Below are 19,275 nucleotides of genomic sequence, written 5' to 3' on the forward strand. Positions count from 1 at the left end.
GGTCAGAATAAAATGGGGAGAAAGAGGAGTAGTGAGCCAACTGGTACACTTCTTGCGGTAGGTCGCTTAACTACGACAAACCGTCAAAAAAGCGACCTTCATGGCACTACCCAGCTTCAGTCAACTCAACAACATCGACCGCCGGGCCGCATTCCGCCATATACGTGGACTCGGGCAGGGCAACATCGGTATCCCCGTCCTCCTGCTGATGCTCCTAGGCATGATGATCCTGCCCGTACCGCCGATACTGCTGGACGCTTTCTTCTCATTCAATATTGCCCTATCCATCGTCGTTCTACTGGTGGGCATCTACGCCATGCGGCCGCTCGACTTCGCGGTATTTCCCACCATCCTCCTGATCGCCACGCTTCTTAGGCTCGCGCTGAATGTCGCCTCCACCCGCGTCGTGCTGCTCAACGGCCACGAGGGCGGCGATGCTGCCGGGAAAGTGATCCAGGCGTTTGGTGAAGTGGTGATTGGCGGGAACTACGCCGTAGGCCTCATCGTGTTTCTGATCCTGATGATCATCAACTTTGTGGTGGTGACCAAAGGTGCCGGACGTATTTCCGAGGTGAGTGCCCGGTTTACGCTGGATGCCATGCCGGGCAAACAAATGGCGATTGACGCCGACATGAATGCCGGGCTGATCGACCAGGAAGAAGCCCGTACCCGTCGTCAAGAAGTGGCCAGCGAGGCCGATTTCTACGGGGCGATGGACGGGGCCAGCAAGTTTGTTCGAGGGGATGCGATTGCCGGTATTCTGATTCTGGTTATCAACATTATTGGGGGTCTCGGTATCGGGATGATCCAGCATGACCTGTCGTTCGAGGTGGCGCTGCAGAACTACATTCTTCTGACCATTGGGGATGGGCTGGTTGCGCAGATTCCCTCGCTGTTGCTGTCCACCTCGGCAGCGATTCTGGTCACTCGCGTAAACAGCTCCGAGGACATGCGCGAACAGGTTATGGGGCAGATGTTTGACTCGCCCAAGGCGCTGGCGATCGCCGCCGGCGTGCTGTTGCTGATGGGGTCCATTCCCGGCATGCCGCATGTGGCGTTTCTCGGGCTGGGGTTTCTCTGTGGTGCGCTGGCGTACTATATATATTGGCGCAGCCAACAACCCCAACCCGTGGAGGAGGATCGGGACTTCCCTTCATCGCGCGGGGGCGCCGGGGGAAGCTCTGTTGACAGGGGGCCGGCGGTCACGCCCTCCACGCCCGGGAGCGGCCAGGCGTCGTTGCCGCCATCCAGGGAGTCCGCGGAGCTGGATTGGGATGACGTCCAGCCGGTGGATATCATCGGCCTGGAAGTGGGCTACCGGTTGATTCCTCTGGTGGACCGGGGGCAGGGCGGAGAGTTGTTGGGACGCATTAAAGGCGTTCGCCGCAAGCTGTCCCAGGAAATGGGTTTTCTGATTCCCTCGGTGCACATTCGCGACAATCTGGATCTGCTGCCCAATGGCTACCGCATCAGCCTCATGGGCGTGGCCCTGGCCGAGGCGGAGGTGTATCCGGATCGGGAAATGGCCATCAACCCGGGTCAGGTGTTCGGCGATCTGGATGGGACCAAAACCAAAGATCCGGCGTTCGGGCTGGACGCGGTCTGGATAGATGCCGGGCAAAAAGAGAAGGCCCAGACACTGGGCTATACCGTCGTGGACGCCAGCACGGTTGTGGCGACGCACCTCAACCAGATTCTGCAGAAGCACACCTGGGAGTTGCTCGGCCACGAGGACGTGCAGAAGCTGCTGGATATGCTGTCGAAGAGCTCCCCCAAACTGGTGGAGGAGCTGGTCCCCAATACCGTCAGCCTCAATGTTCTGTTGAAGGTTCTGCAGAACCTGTTGCGCGAGCGGGTGCCGATTCGCGATATGCGTTCAATCGCCGAAGCCTTGGCGGCCAGTGGCGGCAAGAGTCAAGATCCCGCCACTCTGACAGCCGCCGCTCGTGTGGCCCTGTCGCGTCAGATCGTCCAGAACATCGTGGGGCCGGACCCGGAGCTTCCGGTCATCACCCTCGAGCCCGAGTTGGAACAGTTATTGCTGAATACCCTTCAGCAGGCACAAAAATCTGGCGCTGACGATAGCGCCTTTATTGAACCGAGCCTGGCGGAACGGCTGCAGCGGTCTCTGATTGAGGCCGCCCAGAAGCAGGAAGTGGCGGGTAAGCCGCTGGTGCTTCTGGTGGCGGCGCCGCTGCGCAACATGCTGGCCCGGTTCGCTCGCAACAGCGTGCCCGATATGAACGTCCTGGCGTATACCGAAATCCCGGACAACAAACAGATTTCCATTGATGCCACCGTGGGCGCAGGCAAGCCCAACAACCGGCAATAGCGGCTGAATGAGGAGCACGAAGATGCAGGTGAAACGATTTCTCGCGGCGGATATGCGACGCGCCCTGGAAATGGTCCGCCAGGAGCTTGGGCCGGATGCCGTCATTCTGTCCAGCAACCGCACCAAAGACGGTGTCGAGCTGCTGACAACCCGCGCGGCGCCGAATGTGCCCGAGACGCCCCCGGAGACCCGAGCGGGCGATACGGGGGCTGGGCCAAGTGCCGCCCCGGGCGAACCGGCGGCGGAAACCGGGCAGCAGCGTGCTGAGGCCATCGAGCGGGCCCTTCAGCGCCAGGCGGCCCAGAAAAATATCGAACGTGATCTGGAGGCCTCGGCGCGCGAATACCTGCAGCCCAACCAGCGGGTCAACGCCGGCATCCGCATCAAACGCTCCTTGCTGGAGGGCGCTGAAGAGCAGGCCTCGGGCACACGGCCCATGAGTGCGGCGGAGCGTTATCCTCTGCGCGATGATCAATGGCAGGCGCAAGCCTCGGCCAAACCCCGGTCGACACCGATGGCCGAGGCCGCCCCGGCGGCCAATACGGCCGAACAGGACAATCGACTCGACACCCTGCAGAGCGAACTGGCAGAAATGCGTTTTCTACTGGAGGAGCAGCTGTCGAAAATGTTGGGCAGCGACAAAGGGCAACCCTCTCGTACGCCGGCGCAGGCCAGCGTCGGGCGGCGCCTGGAGCGGATGGGTTTACCCGCGGAGGTGGTCGGACCGCTGCTCGAACGCAGCCGCCCGAGCAAAGACCTCGCCCAGGCGTGGAACGGCACTCTGGCCAGCCTGGCTCGCGAACTGCCCGCCGACGCCGGCGACCCGGTGGCAAAGGGGGGCGTGTTTGCCCTGGTGGGCCCGACGGGCGCTGGCAAAACCACGACAATCGGTAAGCTGGCGGCCCGTTACGTGATGCAGCACGGGCCGAGGGAAGTGGCCCTGGTCACCCTGGATACGCACCGCATTGGCGGCCATGACCAGTTGCGCTCGCTCGCCCGTATATTGGGCGTCACGCTTCGCGTCGTAGACGATCAACAATCGCTGGATGCCGTCTTGTACGGTCTGCGACGGCACTCGCTGGTGCTGATCGATACCGCCGGCTTCCGCCAGGGCGACGCGCGCTTGACCGAGCAGATGGCGAGCCTCTCCCGTCAGCCGCAAGTGAAGTCACTGTTGGTGCTGCCCAGTAACAGCCAGCCGGCGTTGCTCAAAGCCTCCATTCACGCTTATGGTGGCGCGGGGCTGGCGGGCTGTGTGCTGAGCAAGCTCGACGAGAGCGCCAGTCTGGGCGAAGCGTTGGGCGTGGTTATGCAGGGCGGGGTGCCAATCGTCTATACTACCCACGGTCAGGATATTCCGAGAGATATCGAAGTGGCGCGAGCTCACCAGTTGGTGACCCGGGCCGCCAGCCTGATTGGTCGGCGGGATGAATCCAGGGCACGTGGTTCCGCTTCCTCCGCCAGCGGAGTCACCGCCCGGGCGGTGTAACCACCGACCTCGAAATAACAACCCCGAAGAGGGGGTCGATAGCGGATTTTTAGGAGTTTATGGGCAAATGAGTCAAATGCGTCCGGTTCAGGTCATCGCCGTTTCCGGCGGTAAAGGTGGCGTGGGCAAAAGCAATATTTCCGTCAACCTGAGTATTGCCCTGGCGGAGCTGCGCCGTCGCGTTGTCCTTCTGGATGCCGACCTGGGGCTGGCGAACGTGGACGTGTTGCTCGGGCTCAAGGCCAAGCACACACTGTCCGATGTCCTCGATGGAGGCATGAGCCTCCGGGAGGTTCTGGTCAATGGCCCCGCCGGACTCAAGATTGTTCCCGCCGCTTCCGGTGTGCAGCGCATGACCATGCTTGGACCGCGGGAACATGCCGGCCTGATCAATGCGTTCAGCGAATTGAGCGACCAGGTCGACATTCTGGTGGTGGATACCGCCGCCGGCATTTCCGATACCGTCATCAGCTTCGTGCGGGCCGCCAACGAGGTGCTGGTGGTGGTCTGCGACGAACCCTCCTCCATCACCGATGCCTACGCTCTGATCAAAGTTCTGAACCGCGATCACGGCCTTCAGCGATTCCGGGTGGTGGCCAACATGACCCGCACGTCGCGCGAGGGCCAGTCGATGTACAACAAGCTGAACAGCGTGTGCGAGCGGTTTCTGGATGTCACTCTGCAGTATGTCGGGTCTATTCCTTTTGATGAGAATGTTCGCCGGGCCGTCCAGAAGCAGAAGTCGCTGCTGGAGTTTGCCCCACACGCCAAGGCCTCCCAGGCCATTCGGGATTTGGCGCGGGAGGTGGACCAGTGGCCGCTTCCCAGTGCACCGACGGGGCGTCTGGAGTTTTTTGTAGAGCGTCTGCTGCAGGTGGCTAACAGCCGTTGAAGATTGACGGTGGACGTGGGTGTGACGAGGTAGCTGACAATGGCCACAGCCAATGGATTAGCCATGTACGATAAAACCCGACAACTTGGCAACCAGATCCGAGTCGAGGATTACGCTGTGCTGGTGAAGCGCATCGCACACCATATGATGTTGCGTATGCCTGCCAGTGTTCAGGTGGATGACCTCATTCAGGCCGGCATGATTGGGCTGCTTGAGGCCTCACAGAAGTATGATTCGTCTCGCGGCGCCAGCTTCGAAACCTATGCCGGAATCCGCATTCGCGGGGCCATCGTTGATGAAATGCGGCGCGGTGACTGGGCTCCGCGCTCGGTGCATCGCAATACCCGCCGTATCAGCGAGGCCATTGGTAGCGTTGAAGCGCGTACCGGCCGGGACGCGCAGGACGCGGAGGTCGCCGAGGAGATGGGCATTGAGCTGAATGAATATTTCGATATGCTGCGCGATGCCAGCGCCAGCCGTCTGTTCAGTTATGAAGAGACTTTCGGGGACGACGAGTCCAGCCTGAGTATGGCGGGGCCGGGCAGTGAGCACGCCAGCCCTCTGGAAGGAATTCAGCGTTCGGACCTAAAGCAATCGCTGGCGCAGGCGATAACCCAACTACCGGAACGTGAAAAGCTCGTGCTGGCCCTTTACTACGACGAAGAGCTGAATCTCAAGGAGATCGGCCAGATACTGGGGGTCAGTGAGTCCCGCGTGAGCCAGATTCACAGTCAGGCCGCCTTGCGCTTGCGCACTCGCTTGGCGGATTGGCAGGGTGGCGATTGACCTGCCGGGCGTTTCTGGGTAATTTGCCTGCCCTCAGAGCGCGCCGGGCTGCTAGAATGAACACCAGACGGGGCAGCTGCCCATCTTGAATTGACTCCCGCCAGAGTAGACGGAGGTTGCATTGGATAAAAACATGAAAATCCTGATTGTCGACGATTTCTCGACAATGCGACGGATTATTAAAAACCTGCTCAGAGACCTGGGGTTCAGCAACACCCATGAGGCTGATGACGGGGTGACGGCACTGCCGATGTTGCGCAGCGGCGATTTCGATTTCCTGGTGACCGACTGGAACATGCCGGGAATGACGGGCATCGACCTCTTGCGTGCGGTGCGGGAAGACGAGAAGTTGAAAACTCTGCCGGTGCTGATGGTGACGGCTGAGGCCAAGCGTGACCAGATCATTGAAGCGGCTCAGGCCGGGGTCAATGGCTACGTGGTCAAGCCGTTCACCGCCGCGGCTCTCAAGGAAAAAATTGAGAAGATTTTTGAGCGCCTAGGGTAATCCCTGCGCCGCCGGTGGCGGACGGCCCCGGCCCATAGCGAGAATAAGGCTTATTCATGGCTTCAACATCCCAGTTGCATGAAAACGAAGCGTTCATCTCCGAACTGAAGGAGTGCGCCAAGTTACTGATTGACCGCCTTCAGGACAGTCAGTACGAAGACGCTTCGCAATTGATTCATGCCATCACCGAAGTGCGGGACCGACATATTTTCCAGTCGGTGGGTCGGCTCACCCGCGGTTTGCACGACGCCATCGTGAATTTCAATGTCGATGGCGACCTGAGCTCCGAGCCACCGAACATCCAAAATTCGGAAATTCGGGACGCCTCCAATCGTCTGAACTACGTGATCGAGCTCACGCAGAAGGCGGCCGAGCGCACCATGGATATGGTGGACGAGTCCGCGCCCATCGCGACCAACCTGGGGCAGGAAGCCGGTTCGCTTCGAGAGGAGTGGGCGCGTCTCAAGCGCCGTGAAATGAGCCCCGACGAGTTCCGCGAGCTCTACCACCGGATGGACAATTTTCTGGGCCAGATGGAAACCGGCACCGAGCAGATTGGCAAGAATATGCAGGAAATCGTGCTGGAGCAGGGCTTTCAGGATCTGACCGGTCAGGTGCTCAAACGGGTGATTGGCCTGATCAACGACGTTGAGCAGGATCTGGTCAGCCTGGTCAAAATCGCGTCTCAGGTGGAAGATATTACAGGTTTGCCGCTGGATGCCGATACCGAAGAGAAGACGGCCAAAAAGAGTCGGACAAGCTCGGGGGAAGGCCCGCAGATGAATGCCACAGAGCGAGCCGATGTGGTATCCAGTCAGGATGAAGTGGATGATCTGCTCTCAAGCCTGGGCTTTTGACGGGCACTTTTGAGCTCGAAGGCGCCGGGTGCGAATCCGGCTCAAAGAACGCCGGAACGCCGCTCAGTCACTGCGTCAATTCGCCAGTGTGCAAGAAAGTGCATCCGCCACGATGACAACAACGATTGATATAGGTCTGATAGGAGCGCTGAATGGGGTTCGGTGACGACGAAGAAATTCTCCAGGACTTCCTGGTCGAAGCGGGAGAGATACTGGAGAAGCTCTCGGAACAGCTGGTTGAACTGGAGCAGCGTCCCGATGACACCGATCTGCTCAACGCCATTTTCCGCGGCTTTCATACAGTCAAAGGCGGGGCCGGCTTTCTGCAACTCGACGCCATGGTGGAGTGCTGCCACGTTACCGAGAACCTCTTTGATGTTCTGCGCAACCGGCAACGTCAGGTTACCTCGGAGTTGATGGATGTGGTGCTCCAGTCTCTGGACACCATCAATCAGCAGTTCTCCGAAATATCCCAGGGCGAGGCCATGTCCCCGGCCGACCCCCAACTGATTGACACGCTGCAGCGACTGGTCGACGGCCAACCCATTGATGGTGGCAGCGCCGATGATGAGACTCGCTCCGACGCTGAGAGCAGCGTCGAAGAAGCGCAACCCACAAATTCCGATGCGCCGGCTCCCACCGGCGATATTACCGACGACGAATTCGAACAACTGCTCGACGCCATTTCCGAAGAGCCTTCAGCGCAAGCCAAAGAGCCTTCAGCGCACACCAAAGAGCCCTCAGCGCCAACTGACCAGCCCTCAGCGCCAACTGCCAAGCCTTCAACGCCCGCTCAGAAGCCTTCAGCCTCTGATGAAAAGCCGTCCAAAAAAGACGACGTGATCGAAGACGACGAGTTCGAAGCGCTGCTGGATGAGCTACACGGCAAAGGCAAAGGCCCCAGCGCCCCTGGGGCCGTTCCCGCACCGGAAAAGAAAGTGGCCGGTGAGAGCAAGAAAGACGATATCAGTGAGGACGAGTTCGAAGCATTGCTGGATGAGCTTCACGGCAAAGGCAAGGGACCCGGTGTCAGTGCGCCGGCCCCTTCGGCGGGAGACAAGAAAAAGGCCAAGGGCGACGAGGATCTGATTTCCGACGATGAGTTCGAGTCCCTGCTGGATGAGCTTCACGGCAAAGGCAAAGGCCCCACGGCGACGGTAAGCGCGTCCTCCGCTCCACCGCCCCAGACAGCACCGGCAAAGCCCGAGGCGGCCAAGCCAGCGGCATCGAACGCTGCCCCCAAACCCGCCCAGGGTGGTTCGGGAGACGGCGGCAAGCCGCCGGTGGCCAAGCCCGGTACCAAGGCGGACAAAGAGGGCGGTCCAGCCCCGGCGGAAACGTCGGTACGGGTAGACACCCAGCGTCTGGATGAAATCATGAACATGGTGGGCGAGCTGGTATTGGTGCGCAACCGGCTGGTGCGTCTCGGAGACGATATCGAAAACGAGGCGCTTGCCAAAGCGGTCTCGAACCTCGATGTGGTGACTGCCGACCTGCAGAGCTCAGTGATGAAGACCCGGATGCAGCCGATCAAAAAAGTGTTTGGTCGCTTCCCCCGGGTGGTTCGGGATTTGGCTCGCAACCTGAAAAAAGAAGTCAGCCTGGAGCTGGTTGGGGAGGAGACCGATCTGGACAAAAACCTGGTCGAAGCCCTGTCTGATCCGCTGGTGCACCTGGTGCGTAACTCCGTGGACCACGGCATCGAACTGCCTGACGAGCGCGAGGCCAGCGGCAAACCCCGCGCCGGCAAAGTCGTCCTGGCGGCCGAACAAGAGGGTGATCATATCCTGTTGTCGATTACCGATGACGGGGCAGGGATGGACCCGGACAAGCTGCGCGATATCGCCGTGGAAAAAGGGGTGATGGATCGGGACGGCGCCAATCGCTTGACCGATACCGAAGCGTTCAACCTGATTTTTGCGCCGGGTTTTTCCACCAAGAAAGAAATTTCAGACGTGTCCGGCCGAGGGGTTGGCATGGACGTGGTCAAGACCAAGATCACCCAGCTCAACGGTACCATCGAAATTCAATCCACCAAGGGGAAAGGGACGCGCCTGAACATCAAAGTGCCCCTGACTCTGGCCATCATGCCTACACTGATGGTCATGCTGCATAAGCAGGCCTTTGCGTTGCCATTGGCCAGCGTCCAGGAAATTTTCCACATGGACATGCGCAAAACTCACACGGTAGACGGTCAGGAATGTGTGACCATTCGTGACCGGGCAATTCCGGTGTTTTATCTTAAAGATTGGTTGATCGCCGGTGGGCGGAAAGAGCGTGAACGCGAAGCCCATGTCGTCATCGTCGCCATTGGTACCCGTCTGGTCGGTTTTGTGGTTGATCAACTGATCGGGCAGGAGGAAGTGGTGATCAAACCGCTCGGAAAAATGTTGCAGGGCACACCCGGCATGGCGGGTGCCACCATCACCGGTGATGGTACCATGGCGCTGATTCTCGACATTCCCGGCTTGCTCAAACGTTACGCCGGTGGTGTGTAACGGCGACACGTCTCCCAGGGCGGCTCCGAACCGGGGTCGCCGATTGTTCATTCAAGGTCAGGAGCTCTGAAGAATGCCATTGAGGGTGTTAGTGGTGGATGACTCGAATTTCTTTCGCCAGCGGCTGAAAGAAATGATCGATCAACACCCCGATCTATCGGTGGTCGGCACCGCCACCAACGGGCGAGAGGCGGTGGAACAGGCTCGCTCGCTGCGCCCGGACCTGGTGACCATGGACTTCGAGATGCCGGAAATGGACGGCATCACCGCCGTCAAGCACATCATGGCCGAGCGGCCTGTGCCGATTCTGATGTTCTCCTCCCTGACCTACGAAGGCGCCCGGATCACCCTGGATGCGCTGGCGGCAGGCGCCATGGACTTTATGCCGAAGGACTTCGGCGAAGTCTCTCGCAGTGCCCAGAAACTGAGAGATAAACTGCACGAGCGGCTCTTGACCCTCGGCAAGCAGGCCAAGGCTTCGGCGTCGGCCACGCGCGAGGCGACCAAACTGCAGCGCCCGGTACCGGCCGAGCGACCCGCGCCGGCCCCACGTGAACCGACGCCGGCGCCCAGAATGGCCCGCGGCAGCGTCAAGCTGCTGGTGATCGGGGCATCCACCGGTGGCCCGGTAGCACTGACCGACGTGTTGGTCAATCTGCCCGCCAACTTCCCGGTGCCCATCGTTCTGGTGCAGCACATGCCGGAAAATTTCACCCGGGCCTTCGCGGAAAGACTGGATCGGCAATGCCAGATTCGCGTCCGGGAGGCGGTTGACGGCGATAGCCTGGAGCCGGGCCTGGCCCTGCTGGCGCCCGGCGGCAAACAGCTGATGCTCGATGGCCGGGGTGGTCTGAAAATTGTTGAAGACCAGCGCATGACCTACAGACCTTCCCTGGATATTACCTTCGGCTCCGCTGCCAAGCACTACGGCAATCGGGTGCTGGGTGTGGTGTTGACCGGGATGGGAGCCGATGGCCGGGAAGGGGCTCGTATGTTGAAGCAGGAGGGGGCCACCATCTGGTCCCAGGACGAGGCCAGTTGCGTCATTTACGGCATGCCCATGGCGGTGGCCAAGGCCGGCTTGTCGGACAAAGTCTTGAGCCTGAAAGAGATCGGGCCGCGCCTGTCCCGAGAGGTCTGCTGAAATGGATATCCTGAGCATCCTCGGTGTCATCATTGGCTTCGCGGCCCTGATTGGTGGCAATTTTATCGAGGGTGGGACACTTTCCTCTCTGCTCAACGGACCGGCGGCATTGATCGTGATTGGCGGTACCGTCGGCGCCGCTATGCTGCAGACACCCAAGGTCCACCTGAAGCGGGCTTTGCAGATTTTTCCCTGGATTTTCTGGCCACCGGTCAACGCCTTTCAGGGGGGCATTGATAAACTGGTCCGCTGGTCGGTGACCGCCCGTAAGCAGGGGTTGCTCGGGCTGGAGCAGATTGCTGACGGTGAGAAGGACCCGTTCGCCCGCAAGGGGCTGCAGTTGATGGTGGACGGCAGCGAGCCTGAGGTGATTCGTCGAGTCATGGAAAACGAACTGATCCTGAGTGAGCAACGGGATCAGGATGCGGTACGCTTCTATGAAAGCATGGGTGGCTACTCCCCGACCATTGGTATTATCGGCGCGGTGATGGGGCTGATCCATGTGATGCGTAACCTGGCGGATCCGGAGCAGCTGGGGCCCGGAATTGCGGTGGCCTTTGTCGCGACCATTTATGGTGTGGCGCTTGCCAACCTGTTTTTGCTGCCCATCGCCAACAAACTCAAAATGTGTATCAATGAACGCTCCCATTATCGGGAACTGATGATCGAGGGCATCATCGCCATTGCCGATGGTGAGAATCCGCGTGCCATTGAGATGAAACTCAACGGCTACCTGCACCGGTAGAAGGTGGTTCCCTGAATGCCACGCCGCCGACCCACAGAACTGCACGTCAATCACGAGCGCTGGCTGGTTTCCTACGCTGACTTCATCACCTTGTTGTTCGCGTTTTTCGTGGTGATGTATTCCATTTCCCAGGTGAACGAAAGCAAGTATCGGGTCCTGTCCGATACTCTGATGGAGGCATTCGAGCCAGCCCGGGCCCTCGATCCGATCCAGGTGGGGCAGCCTTCTCTTTCGCCGTCCACCTCGGCGATCGATATTCGGGGCGACGACCGGGGGGACACCGAACAACCGCGCCTCGGCCAGCCCGGGGGGACCGCCGATGAGGGCGAGTTGGGTGAACTCGGAGAGCTGGCCCGGCGCATCAGCAGCCGCTTTTCCGAATTGATCGGCGATGACCTGTTGGAAGTGTATGCCAATGAGTATTGGCTTCAGGTGGAGCTGCGTGACAGTATCCTCTTCGAGTCCGGCAGCGCCGAGTTGAGCGCGCAGGCTCAGGACATTTTCGCTGAAATGGCGCGCTTGCTGGCCGAATACGATAACCCCGTTCAGGTCGAAGGCCACACGGATAACCAACCGATCCGCAATCAACGCTACCCCAGTAACTGGGAGCTGTCTGCCGCGCGCGCCAGCGCTATCGTCAAGTTACTGGCCGGAGCGGGAGTCGGTCCGCAAAGACTGTCCGCCGTCGGTTATGGTGAACACCAGCCGGTCTCCAACAACGAGACCCCCGAAGGGCGGGCCCAGAACCGGCGGGTGGCCCTGATGATTGCGCGCGAAGCGGTACCGCGGCCCAGCGCCGCCCTGGATGAAACCGACCCGGGTTTTTTACCGCCGCGCGAACCGGAAGCCGGTACACCGACTCAAGAAGGGACGGGTGGTGCCGATAACGGAGCACAGGACGGCGGCGCTCAGGACGAAGCGTCCGCACCCATTGAGCCGGTGCAGCTGGACGGCGGGGGGTTGTTGTTCAGCAGTGACCCTGATCTTCCCCGCGAGTCCCCGTGACGGGGTTGGCACATGCCTTGCAAAACTGAGGCGTATACCGGTCAAACGCGGCCCCGCGTTCAATTAGGGCCAAAAAACTGTCAGTTCATCACGTTTGAGGATCGCGAGCGTTGCGCGTCTGGAGTGTAGCCAATCAAAAAGGTGGGGTTGGAAAAACCACCACCACCGTTGCCCTGGGCGGCCTTGCGGCCGAGAAGGGGCGGCGCGTCCTGTTATTGGACCTGGATCCCCACGGTTCTTTGAGCACCTATTTTCGTCAAGATCCCGACACTGCCAGACAGAGTGTTTTCACACTGTTTGAGGAGCGCAAACAACTCACGCCCGAGCGGGTGCGCGAGCTGATTCTGCCGACGGACTTCAAGAATCTCCACCTGCTGCCATCCGCGACCGCGCTCGCCACTCTGGAACGCCACGCTATCGGCCAGGAGGGCATGGGCCTGGTACTGACCAAGGCGCTGACGCAAGTGTACGATGACTACGATCTGGTGCTGGTTGATACCCCACCGCTGCTCGGCGTGTTGATGATCAATGCTCTGGCGGCGGCCCAGCGATTGGTGTTACCGGTGCAGACCGAGTTTTTGGCGCTGAAGGGGCTGGAGCGCATGGTCAACACTCTGGAGATGATGACCAAATCCCGCAAGCGGCCGCTGGAATATCACGTGGTGCCGGTCATGTTTGATCGCCGGACTCAAGCGTCAGTCAGCAGCCTGCTCAGCATTCGCAACAGCTACCCGACCCAGGTCTGGCCCGGAATGATTCCGGTGGATACCAAATTCCGGGACGCCAGTAAGGCCGGCGTGCCGCCGCATCTGTATGAGGCCGACAGTCGGGGAGTGGAGGCTTACCGGTCCCTTTACAAGTGGCTGATGCGCAAAGAACCGGACGTGACGGGGGCACCACAATGAGTCGTTCCCGCAAAGACCATCCCCAGGCATTGCTTCAAGCCTATATGGATGAACTTCTGACTGGGCCCGAGTCCAGCTCAACAGGCCCCGCGTATGCCGATCCGCAGGATGAGCAGCGCGAACGCCTGCAAAAACTGCTGTACAGTGCCACCCAGAAACAGACCGTGGCACAACGGATCAGTGAGCCCGTTGTGGTCGAGCCCAAGGCGCATCCCGGGGTTGCCACAAAAATTGAAGCCCGCCCGATAGCGCCACCGAAACCGCCAGCCCCCCAAGTCAAAATCGTAGAGCCGTCACCGGCGCCCGAAGTCGCCCAGCCCGTCCAGGTTCCCGAGGTAGAGGATCTTCCTGAGCCGGCCCCCGAGCCGGCGGCGATGGCCTTCCGTATGAAGGATGTCGAGTGGCTGGAAAACGGTCGGCCCGCCTGGGCGCAACAGCGATTTGATGTGTTGTTGTTCAAGGTCTCCGGCCTGACGTTGGCCGTGCCTCTGGTCGCGCTGGGTCAGATCCAGCCCCTGACCGACGAATTGACTCCACTGTTTGGGCAGGCGGATTGGTTTATGGGGCTGTTACCGACCCCGGGCGGTAAAATTCGCACAGTGAATACCGCCAAGTTTGTGATGCCCGAACGCTACGATGAACGGTTTGTGGAAACGGCCCAGTATGTGATTTCCATTGACGGCGTTCCCTGGGGCCTGGCCGTGGACTCGGTGAACCAACCCATTACGCTCGACCCGGAAGATGTGAAGTGGCGTTCCGAGCGCAGCCGACGGCCCTGGTTGGCGGGAACGGTCAAGGAGCATATGTGTGCCTTGCTGGACATTCCCCGCGTAGGTCAGCTGTTGATGGAGGCTGACCGCAAGCGGGCTTAATGTGTAGAATTTGACGACATTGAAGAGGCAAGAAAGGACCGAATCGGCTATAGTGCAGAAAGGATTCCGCGGTGCTCGAACCGACCAAGCAAGATATTTTGAGGACTTGATGTATGGCGACTGAAACCAGCGCAAAAACCAGTAACAAGAAATCCAAAGACGGGGATGATCAGGTCCTGCAATGGGTGACATTCCGCCTGGACGGTGAGACCTACGGCATCAATGTCATGCAGGTGCAGGAAGTGCTGCGCTACTCCGAAATTGCACCGGTGCCCGGGGCGCCTTCCTACGTGCTGGGTATTATCAATCTACGGGGCAACGTGGTGACCGTGATTGACACCCGCCACCGGTTTGGACTGTCGAACGGTGAGGTCACGGACAATACCCGCATCGTCATTATCGAGACTGACAACCACGTTATCGGCATTCTGGTCGATAGTGTGGCGGAAGTGGTGTACCTGAACCAGTCCGAGATTGAGACGGCTCCCAACGTCGGGAACGAGGAGAGCGCCAAGTTCATCCAGGGCGTGTGCCACAAAAACGATGAGCTGCTGATCCTGATCGACCTCAATAAATTGCTCACCAATGAAGAGTGGGCCGAGCTGGACGACATCTGATTTGATGAGCCTTGCCGTGAACCAGATGCTTATCGAACCGGCCGGATCGGAGTTCTGTGCCCGATGAACTGGCTGCTGTGGGGGGTTATCGTCAGCCTGGTGCTCAGTGTCCTGGCCCTGTGGGTCGCGCTGAGCGCCCTGCGCGCGAGTCGGGACCGGGTCGATCAGGTCCGTGCCAGTCATCGCCGTCTGGAAAACGAGTTGGCGGTCGCCAACAGCGCCGCCATCGGCATGGGTAACCGTCTGATCGCCATGGAAAAACGCGTCGCCCAGGGCGGCGGGCCATCGGCCTCAGGCGCCGAGAGCGCGCAAGATCTCCCCTACACTGAAGCCAATCAACTGTTTCGCATGGGCGTTGACGTGGACGAAGTCGCCCGCCGCTGCGGCCTGTCTCGCGCCGAGGCGTCACTCCTGCAGGCCATGCAGGAGCACAACACCCGCTAACCGGCGGCTGGAAACCGCTCGGTATTTTTACCGCTATTGGGTGGTAAAAATTTCCCCGTTCACTCCGACCGAATCCTCACCGATCAGGTAAAGGTACAGCGGCATATGATCTTCTGGCGCTGGCAGCGTGTTGGGGTCTTCCGCGGGATACGCGGCGGCCCGCATGCGGGTGCGAGTGGCGCCGGGGTTGATGCTGTTGGCCCGAATATCCAACGCGCCTCCGAGCTCGTCGGCCAAGGTCTGCATGAGGTTGTCCTGCGCTGCCTTGGAGGCCGCATAGGCACCCCAGAAAGCGCGTCCGCGCTGCGCCACACCGGAGCTGGTAAAGACGATGCTGGCGTTCTCGGCTTTTTCCATCAGGGGCAGCAGGGCCTGGGTCAACAGGAAGGGGGCGTTGACGTTCACTTGCATGACTCGTTGCCAGGTGTCGGGGGCGTAGTTGGCCAGCGGGGTGCGTTCGCCCAGTTCGCTGGCGTTGTGCAGCAGTCCGTCGACTTTGCCGAATTCTTTATGAAGGGCGTCGCTGAGGTCGATGTAGTCTTTTTCGGTGGCGCCTTCGAGGTTGATGGGGTAGATGGCGGGTTGAGGCCCTCCGGCGTCTTCGATTTCGTCGTAGACGCGTTCGAGTTTGGCCATGGTGCGCCCGAGCAGTACGACGGTGGCCCGGTATTCAGCAAATGTTTTTGCGGCCACCCGGCCAATCCCATCGCCCGCTCCGGTCACGACGATAATTTTGTCTTTCAATAAGCTCGGCGCGGGTTGGTAGTTTTCCGGTACCTTCATGAGTTAACTCTTTTCCTGTTTGGTTTTAGGCTTTTGTGGTTGAGTATTGTCCGGTGCGGAGAGGGGTACACCATTCATAGACCCGCCGTGAACCCATCCATGGGGGCTTCTCATCGGCATCCATGCCTCAGAGAGTCTATGAATGGTGTACCCCTCTCCGCACCTCAGTGCCACAATAAAGTATTTGTGGACCATGACGCTTTTTTATGGGAGCAATTGGCACTGAGGTTCAGGGTGGTGTGTACCCGTTGGAGACTCTCTGAGGCATGGATGCCGATGAGAAGCCTACAGGGATGTATTCACGGCGGGTCTCCAACGGGTACACACCACCCTGAACCGGACTCCGACTTACCTCCCCAGTAAACTTTGAGCTTCCACTAAGTCCTTCAAAATCCCGAGAATCTCCGATCCGTGATCCACCCGATAATCAGCGCCCCAAGCATCCACATCATCGTCATCTTCGATATAACCATACGCCGCCGCAATCGTCACCGCACCAGCCTGCTTGCCGCACTCAATATCCCTCAGGTGATCACCAATATAAACAATATGCTCCGGCTCACAACCCAAATTCTTCGCCGCCAACAGCAGCGACTCCGGGTGCGGCTTACGCTCGGCGACATGGTCCGGACAAATAATACACTCGCACGCCGGTTTCAAGTCCAACTGCTCCATCAACGGCAAGGTATAGGCCGCCGGCTTGTTGGTCGCAATGCCCCAGGGAATGCTCCACTCACTCAACTGATCCAGCACCTCCTGCAGCCCCGGGAACAATGCCGTGTGTACCGCCAGGTGTTCGCTGTAGATTTCCAGCAGCCGCACGCGCAAGGGCTCGAAGTCGGTGTGCTCCGGGTCGATGTCAAAGGCCAGACACACCAGAGCGCGAGCGCCGTTGGAAACGCTGCGTCGGATGGTTTCGGCCGGCAGGGGCGGGCGGTCGTATTCCGCCAGGAGTCGGTTGACGACCACCACGAAGTCCGGGGCGGTGTCCAGCAGGGTGCCGTCCAGGTCAAAGAGAACGGCACGGATATCTTTTGATTGGGCCATTGAAATACTTCTGTTTGAAGACTGAGTTAACCGACGTGTCGGGCGTGCAGCAGGTAATTCACGCTGACATCGTGCCGGTCCAGTTTGTACCGTTTGGTCAACGGGTTGTAGGTCATGCCGGTCAACGTTTTCAGTTCCAGGTTGGCCGCGCGCATCCAGCGCGACAGTTCCGACGGTCGGATGAATTTGCGGTAGTCGTGGGTTCCGCGAGGCAGCAGTTTCAATACGTACTCCGCTCCGACGATGGCGAACACGTAGGACTTGGGGTTGCGGTTGATGGTCGAGAAATACACGTGGCCGCCGGGCTTGACCAGTCGGGCGCAGGCCTGAATGACCGAAGCAGGGTCGGGCACGTGTTCCAGCATTTCCAGGCAGGTCACCACGTCGAACTGACCGGCACTTTCCTCCGCCATGTCCTCGGCGGTGATCTGGCGATAGTCGATGTCCAGCCCGGATTCCAGGGCGTGCAGGCGGGCCACGCCGAGGGGGGCTTCGCCCATGTCGATGCCGGTCACCCCAGCGCCGCGTTGGGCCAGTGCTTCGGTCAGAATACCGCCGCCGCAGCCGACGTCGAGCACCTTTTTTCCCGCCACGGGGGAGTGCTCGTCAATGAAATTGGCGCGCAACGGGTTGATGTCGTGCAGGGGTTTGAATTCACTGTCCCGGTCCCACCAGCGGCTGGCCAGGGCTTCAAATTTGGCGACTTCCGCCGTGTCGACATTGCTCATTTCATTGCTCCCGACGGTAAAGAGATTATCCGATCTGTTTGCCCCACCAACGTGCTTTGCCGATCAGCTCCCGCTCGTTGAGGGTCTGCAGCTGTCGACTCATCATCAGGGCGCGGCCCGTCACCCAGACGTGGCTGACTTTGTGGCCGGAATTGGTATACACCAATTGCGACACCGGGTGGTATACGGGTTGAGAGGGCAGATCGCTCAACTCGATGGCGGTGATGTCGGCCGATTTGCCGACTTCCAGACTGCCAATTTCGTCTTCCAGGCCCAGGGCGCGGGCACCATTCAGCGTCGCCATTCGCAATGCCGTGTGGGCGTCCAGCGCATCGGCGCGGCCCGATACCGCCTTGGCGAGCAGCGCGGCGGTTTTCATTTCGCTCAGCAGGTCCAGGTCATTGTTGCTGGCGGCGCCATCGGTGCCCAGGGCGACGTTGACCCCGGCATCCAGCAGTTTCTGAACCGGGCAAAAGCCGCTCGCCAGCTTGAGGTTGGACTCGGGGCAATGGATCACCTGGGCGCCGCTTTCGCTCAGCAGAGCGATGTCAGAATCTTCGACCTGGGTCATGTGAACGCACTGGGTCAGAGGAGAAAGCAGCCCCAGGTCGGCCAACCGTTGGATCGGGCGTTTGCCGTGCGTTTGAAGCGATTCCTCCACTTCCTGCGCGGTTTCGTGCAGGTGGATCTGTACCGTGGCATCCAGCTCCTGAGCCAGTGTGGCGACCCGTTTGAGGGGTTCATCGGACAGAGTGTAAGGCGAGTGGGGCCCGAAACCGATCCGGATCAACTGGCTGGCACGGAAATCGTCGTGAAGCGCCAGGCCCTTGCGAAAGTAGTCCTCCGGCCCCTGGCCCCAGGCACTGGGCGCATCGAAAATCGGAAAATTCACTTGGGCCCGTATATGGGCCTGCTGAGCCGCTTGGGCCACCTGCTCCGGGAAAAAGTACATATCACTGAAGCAGGTGGTCCCGGAGCGGATCATTTCCGCCATGGCCAGCTCGGCCCCGTCGCGCACCATGTCCTCGCTGAGCCATTGGCCCTCGGCTGGCCAGATATGCTCTTCGAGCCAGGTTTTCAGGGGCAGGTCGTCGGCGTAGCCGCGCAGCAGGCTCATAGCGGCGTGGCCGTGGGCATTGACCAGACCGGGGATCACCAGGTGATTGCCCAGGTAGACTTCCTGCTCGGCGGTGTAGCGCTTGGCGGCCTCTTCCTGGGGGACCAGCGCCTGAATCAGGCCCTTGTGGATCACCAGCGCACAGTGTTCAAAGACCCGGCGCTCGGGCACGACCGGCGCGATCCAGCGGGCGTTGATAATCAGGTTGACGGTTTCGGGGGCTGGCATAAATGGATCCTGTGTACATCATTCGTCCGAGACCGGCCAGTATACCCCCAAGCTCGGCGGCATGCAGAACCTCCAGGGGCGCTCTGGCTTCGGTCCGGCGGCAAGGGCGCAGCTTGCCTGAAAAACGCCCTGAAATCACCCCCTTAGCCCGTTTTTATGGTAGTATTCCGCCCTTTGTGCGGTTGGCCTCAGGGGCCTCTGGCGGGCGCTGTAGGCGCCCGTCAGAGCTCTGGCCGCCGGAACAGGCCACGCCGTCGTGGTGGCCGCTCTTCCGACGTTTG

General features: G+C 60.1%; 18 protein-coding genes. 14 read left to right on the forward strand and 4 right to left on the reverse strand.

The features are described 5' to 3' along the window. Positions 1-100 precede the first annotated feature (100 nt). The 14 genes from flhA (at position 101) to G547_RS0106930 (ending at position 15,091) form a co-directional block, all read left to right on the forward strand. A complete protein-coding gene (gene flhA, locus G547_RS0106865) occupies positions 101-2,332 on the forward strand; it encodes a flagellar biosynthesis protein FlhA (protein ID WP_027329210.1) in 2,232 nt (743 codons plus the stop codon). 22 nt (positions 2,333-2,354) lie between these two features. Beyond that, positions 2,355-3,821, forward strand: a complete 1,467-nt coding sequence (flhF, locus tag G547_RS20490) for a flagellar biosynthesis GTPase FlhF (RefSeq protein ID WP_051234965.1) — start codon at positions 2,355-2,357, stop codon at positions 3,819-3,821. Between the two features lie 67 nt (positions 3,822-3,888). Further along, positions 3,889-4,713, forward strand: a complete 825-nt coding sequence (locus G547_RS0106875) for a MinD/ParA family protein (protein ID WP_027329211.1) — start codon at positions 3,889-3,891, stop codon at positions 4,711-4,713. Positions 4,714-4,776: 63 nt separating this feature from the next. Further along, positions 4,777-5,499 (forward strand): RNA polymerase sigma factor FliA, encoded by a 723-nt coding sequence (locus tag G547_RS0106880; RefSeq protein WP_281167756.1) that lies wholly within the window; start codon positions 4,777-4,779, stop codon positions 5,497-5,499. Between the two features lie 121 nt (positions 5,500-5,620). Continuing rightward, positions 5,621-6,004 carry a chemotaxis response regulator CheY gene (gene cheY, locus G547_RS0106885; RefSeq protein ID WP_027329213.1) on the forward strand — a complete coding sequence of 128 codons (384 nt, stop codon included), beginning with the start codon at positions 5,621-5,623 and terminating at the stop codon, positions 6,002-6,004. 56 nt (positions 6,005-6,060) lie between these two features. Then, complete coding sequence (locus G547_RS0106890; RefSeq protein ID WP_027329214.1) at positions 6,061-6,861, forward strand: protein phosphatase CheZ; 801 nt, start codon at positions 6,061-6,063, stop codon at positions 6,859-6,861. Between the two features lie 152 nt (positions 6,862-7,013). Further along, entirely contained in the window at positions 7,014-9,359 is a 2,346-nt protein-coding gene (locus G547_RS0106895; RefSeq protein WP_027329215.1) for a chemotaxis protein CheA, read from the forward strand. A 73-nt stretch (positions 9,360-9,432) separates the two neighbouring features. Further along, positions 9,433-10,503 (forward strand): protein-glutamate methylesterase/protein-glutamine glutaminase, encoded by a 1,071-nt coding sequence (locus tag G547_RS0106900; RefSeq protein ID WP_027329216.1) that lies wholly within the window; start codon positions 9,433-9,435, stop codon positions 10,501-10,503. Position 10,504: 1 nt separating this feature from the next. Next, positions 10,505-11,248: a flagellar motor protein gene (locus G547_RS0106905; protein WP_027329217.1), complete on the forward strand. Its 744-nt coding sequence runs from the start codon at positions 10,505-10,507 to the stop codon at positions 11,246-11,248. A gap of 15 nt (positions 11,249-11,263) precedes the next feature. After that, the gene (motD, locus tag G547_RS0106910) at positions 11,264-12,253 is read left to right on the forward strand and encodes a flagellar motor protein MotD (protein ID WP_027329218.1); all 990 of its coding nucleotides are present in this window, start codon (positions 11,264-11,266) and stop codon (positions 12,251-12,253) included. 110 nt (positions 12,254-12,363) lie between these two features. After that, positions 12,364-13,158, forward strand: coding sequence for a ParA family protein (locus G547_RS0106915; RefSeq protein ID WP_027329219.1), 795 nt, complete (start codon positions 12,364-12,366; stop codon positions 13,156-13,158). After that, positions 13,155-14,030 carry a chemotaxis protein CheW gene (locus G547_RS23000; protein WP_027329220.1) on the forward strand — a complete coding sequence of 292 codons (876 nt, stop codon included), beginning with the start codon at positions 13,155-13,157 and terminating at the stop codon, positions 14,028-14,030. Before G547_RS0106915 ends, G547_RS23000 begins: the two co-directional genes overlap by 4 nt. 113 nt (positions 14,031-14,143) lie before the next feature. Beyond that, positions 14,144-14,647 (forward strand): chemotaxis protein CheW, encoded by a 504-nt coding sequence (locus tag G547_RS0106925; protein ID WP_027329221.1) that lies wholly within the window; start codon positions 14,144-14,146, stop codon positions 14,645-14,647. A gap of 63 nt (positions 14,648-14,710) precedes the next feature. Continuing rightward, positions 14,711-15,091 (forward strand): DUF2802 domain-containing protein, encoded by a 381-nt coding sequence (locus tag G547_RS0106930; RefSeq protein WP_027329222.1) that lies wholly within the window; start codon positions 14,711-14,713, stop codon positions 15,089-15,091. 33 nt (positions 15,092-15,124) lie between these two features. Here G547_RS0106930 and G547_RS0106935 read toward each other — a convergent pair whose 3' ends face one another. From G547_RS0106935 to G547_RS0106950, 4 genes are all read right to left on the reverse strand, one after another. After that, positions 15,125-15,874 (reverse strand): YciK family oxidoreductase, encoded by a 750-nt coding sequence (locus G547_RS0106935; protein WP_027329223.1) that lies wholly within the window; start codon positions 15,872-15,874, stop codon positions 15,125-15,127. A gap of 348 nt (positions 15,875-16,222) precedes the next feature. Continuing rightward, positions 16,223-16,921, reverse strand: a complete 699-nt coding sequence (locus G547_RS0106940) for an HAD-IA family hydrolase (RefSeq protein ID WP_027329224.1) — start codon at positions 16,919-16,921, stop codon at positions 16,223-16,225. 26 nt (positions 16,922-16,947) lie between these two features. Continuing rightward, entirely contained in the window at positions 16,948-17,649 is a 702-nt protein-coding gene (gene ubiG / locus G547_RS0106945; protein WP_027329225.1) for a bifunctional 2-polyprenyl-6-hydroxyphenol methylase/3-demethylubiquinol 3-O-methyltransferase UbiG, read from the reverse strand. A 25-nt stretch (positions 17,650-17,674) separates the two neighbouring features. Further along, a complete protein-coding gene (locus tag G547_RS0106950; protein ID WP_027329226.1) occupies positions 17,675-18,994 on the reverse strand; it encodes a TRZ/ATZ family hydrolase in 1,320 nt (439 codons plus the stop codon). Positions 18,995-19,275 lie beyond the last annotated feature (281 nt).

This window comes from Marinimicrobium agarilyticum DSM 16975, from assembly GCF_000423345.1.
GTDB classification, from domain to species: domain Bacteria; phylum Pseudomonadota; class Gammaproteobacteria; order Pseudomonadales; family Cellvibrionaceae; genus Marinimicrobium; species Marinimicrobium agarilyticum.

Excerpts from the sequence above, each read along its gene's own strand:
- flhA (WP_027329210.1), top strand. The coding sequence starts at position 101 with ATGGCACTACCCAGCTTCAGTCAACTCAACAACATCGACCGCCGGGCC.
- flhF (WP_051234965.1), top strand. The coding sequence starts at position 2,355 with ATGCAGGTGAAACGATTTCTCGCGGCGGATATGCGACGCGCCCTGGAA.
- G547_RS0106875 (WP_027329211.1), top strand. The coding sequence starts at position 3,889 with ATGAGTCAAATGCGTCCGGTTCAGGTCATCGCCGTTTCCGGCGGTAAA.
- G547_RS0106880 (WP_281167756.1), top strand. The coding sequence starts at position 4,777 with ATGTACGATAAAACCCGACAACTTGGCAACCAGATCCGAGTCGAGGAT.
- G547_RS0106890 (WP_027329214.1), top strand. The coding sequence starts at position 6,061 with ATGGCTTCAACATCCCAGTTGCATGAAAACGAAGCGTTCATCTCCGAA.
- G547_RS0106895 (WP_027329215.1), top strand. The coding sequence starts at position 7,014 with ATGGGGTTCGGTGACGACGAAGAAATTCTCCAGGACTTCCTGGTCGAA.
- G547_RS0106900 (WP_027329216.1), top strand. The coding sequence starts at position 9,433 with ATGCCATTGAGGGTGTTAGTGGTGGATGACTCGAATTTCTTTCGCCAG.
- G547_RS0106905 (WP_027329217.1), top strand. The coding sequence starts at position 10,505 with ATGGATATCCTGAGCATCCTCGGTGTCATCATTGGCTTCGCGGCCCTG.
- motD (WP_027329218.1), top strand. The coding sequence starts at position 11,264 with ATGCCACGCCGCCGACCCACAGAACTGCACGTCAATCACGAGCGCTGG.
- G547_RS23000 (WP_027329220.1), top strand. The coding sequence starts at position 13,155 with ATGAGTCGTTCCCGCAAAGACCATCCCCAGGCATTGCTTCAAGCCTAT.
- G547_RS0106925 (WP_027329221.1), top strand. The coding sequence starts at position 14,144 with ATGGCGACTGAAACCAGCGCAAAAACCAGTAACAAGAAATCCAAAGAC.
- G547_RS0106930 (WP_027329222.1), top strand. The coding sequence starts at position 14,711 with ATGAACTGGCTGCTGTGGGGGGTTATCGTCAGCCTGGTGCTCAGTGTC.
- G547_RS0106935 (WP_027329223.1), bottom strand. The coding sequence starts at position 15,874 with ATGAAGGTACCGGAAAACTACCAACCCGCGCCGAGCTTATTGAAAGAC.
- G547_RS0106940 (WP_027329224.1), bottom strand. The coding sequence starts at position 16,921 with ATGGCCCAATCAAAAGATATCCGTGCCGTTCTCTTTGACCTGGACGGC.
- ubiG (WP_027329225.1), bottom strand. The coding sequence starts at position 17,649 with ATGAGCAATGTCGACACGGCGGAAGTCGCCAAATTTGAAGCCCTGGCC.
- G547_RS0106950 (WP_027329226.1), bottom strand. The coding sequence starts at position 18,994 with ATGCCAGCCCCCGAAACCGTCAACCTGATTATCAACGCCCGCTGGATC.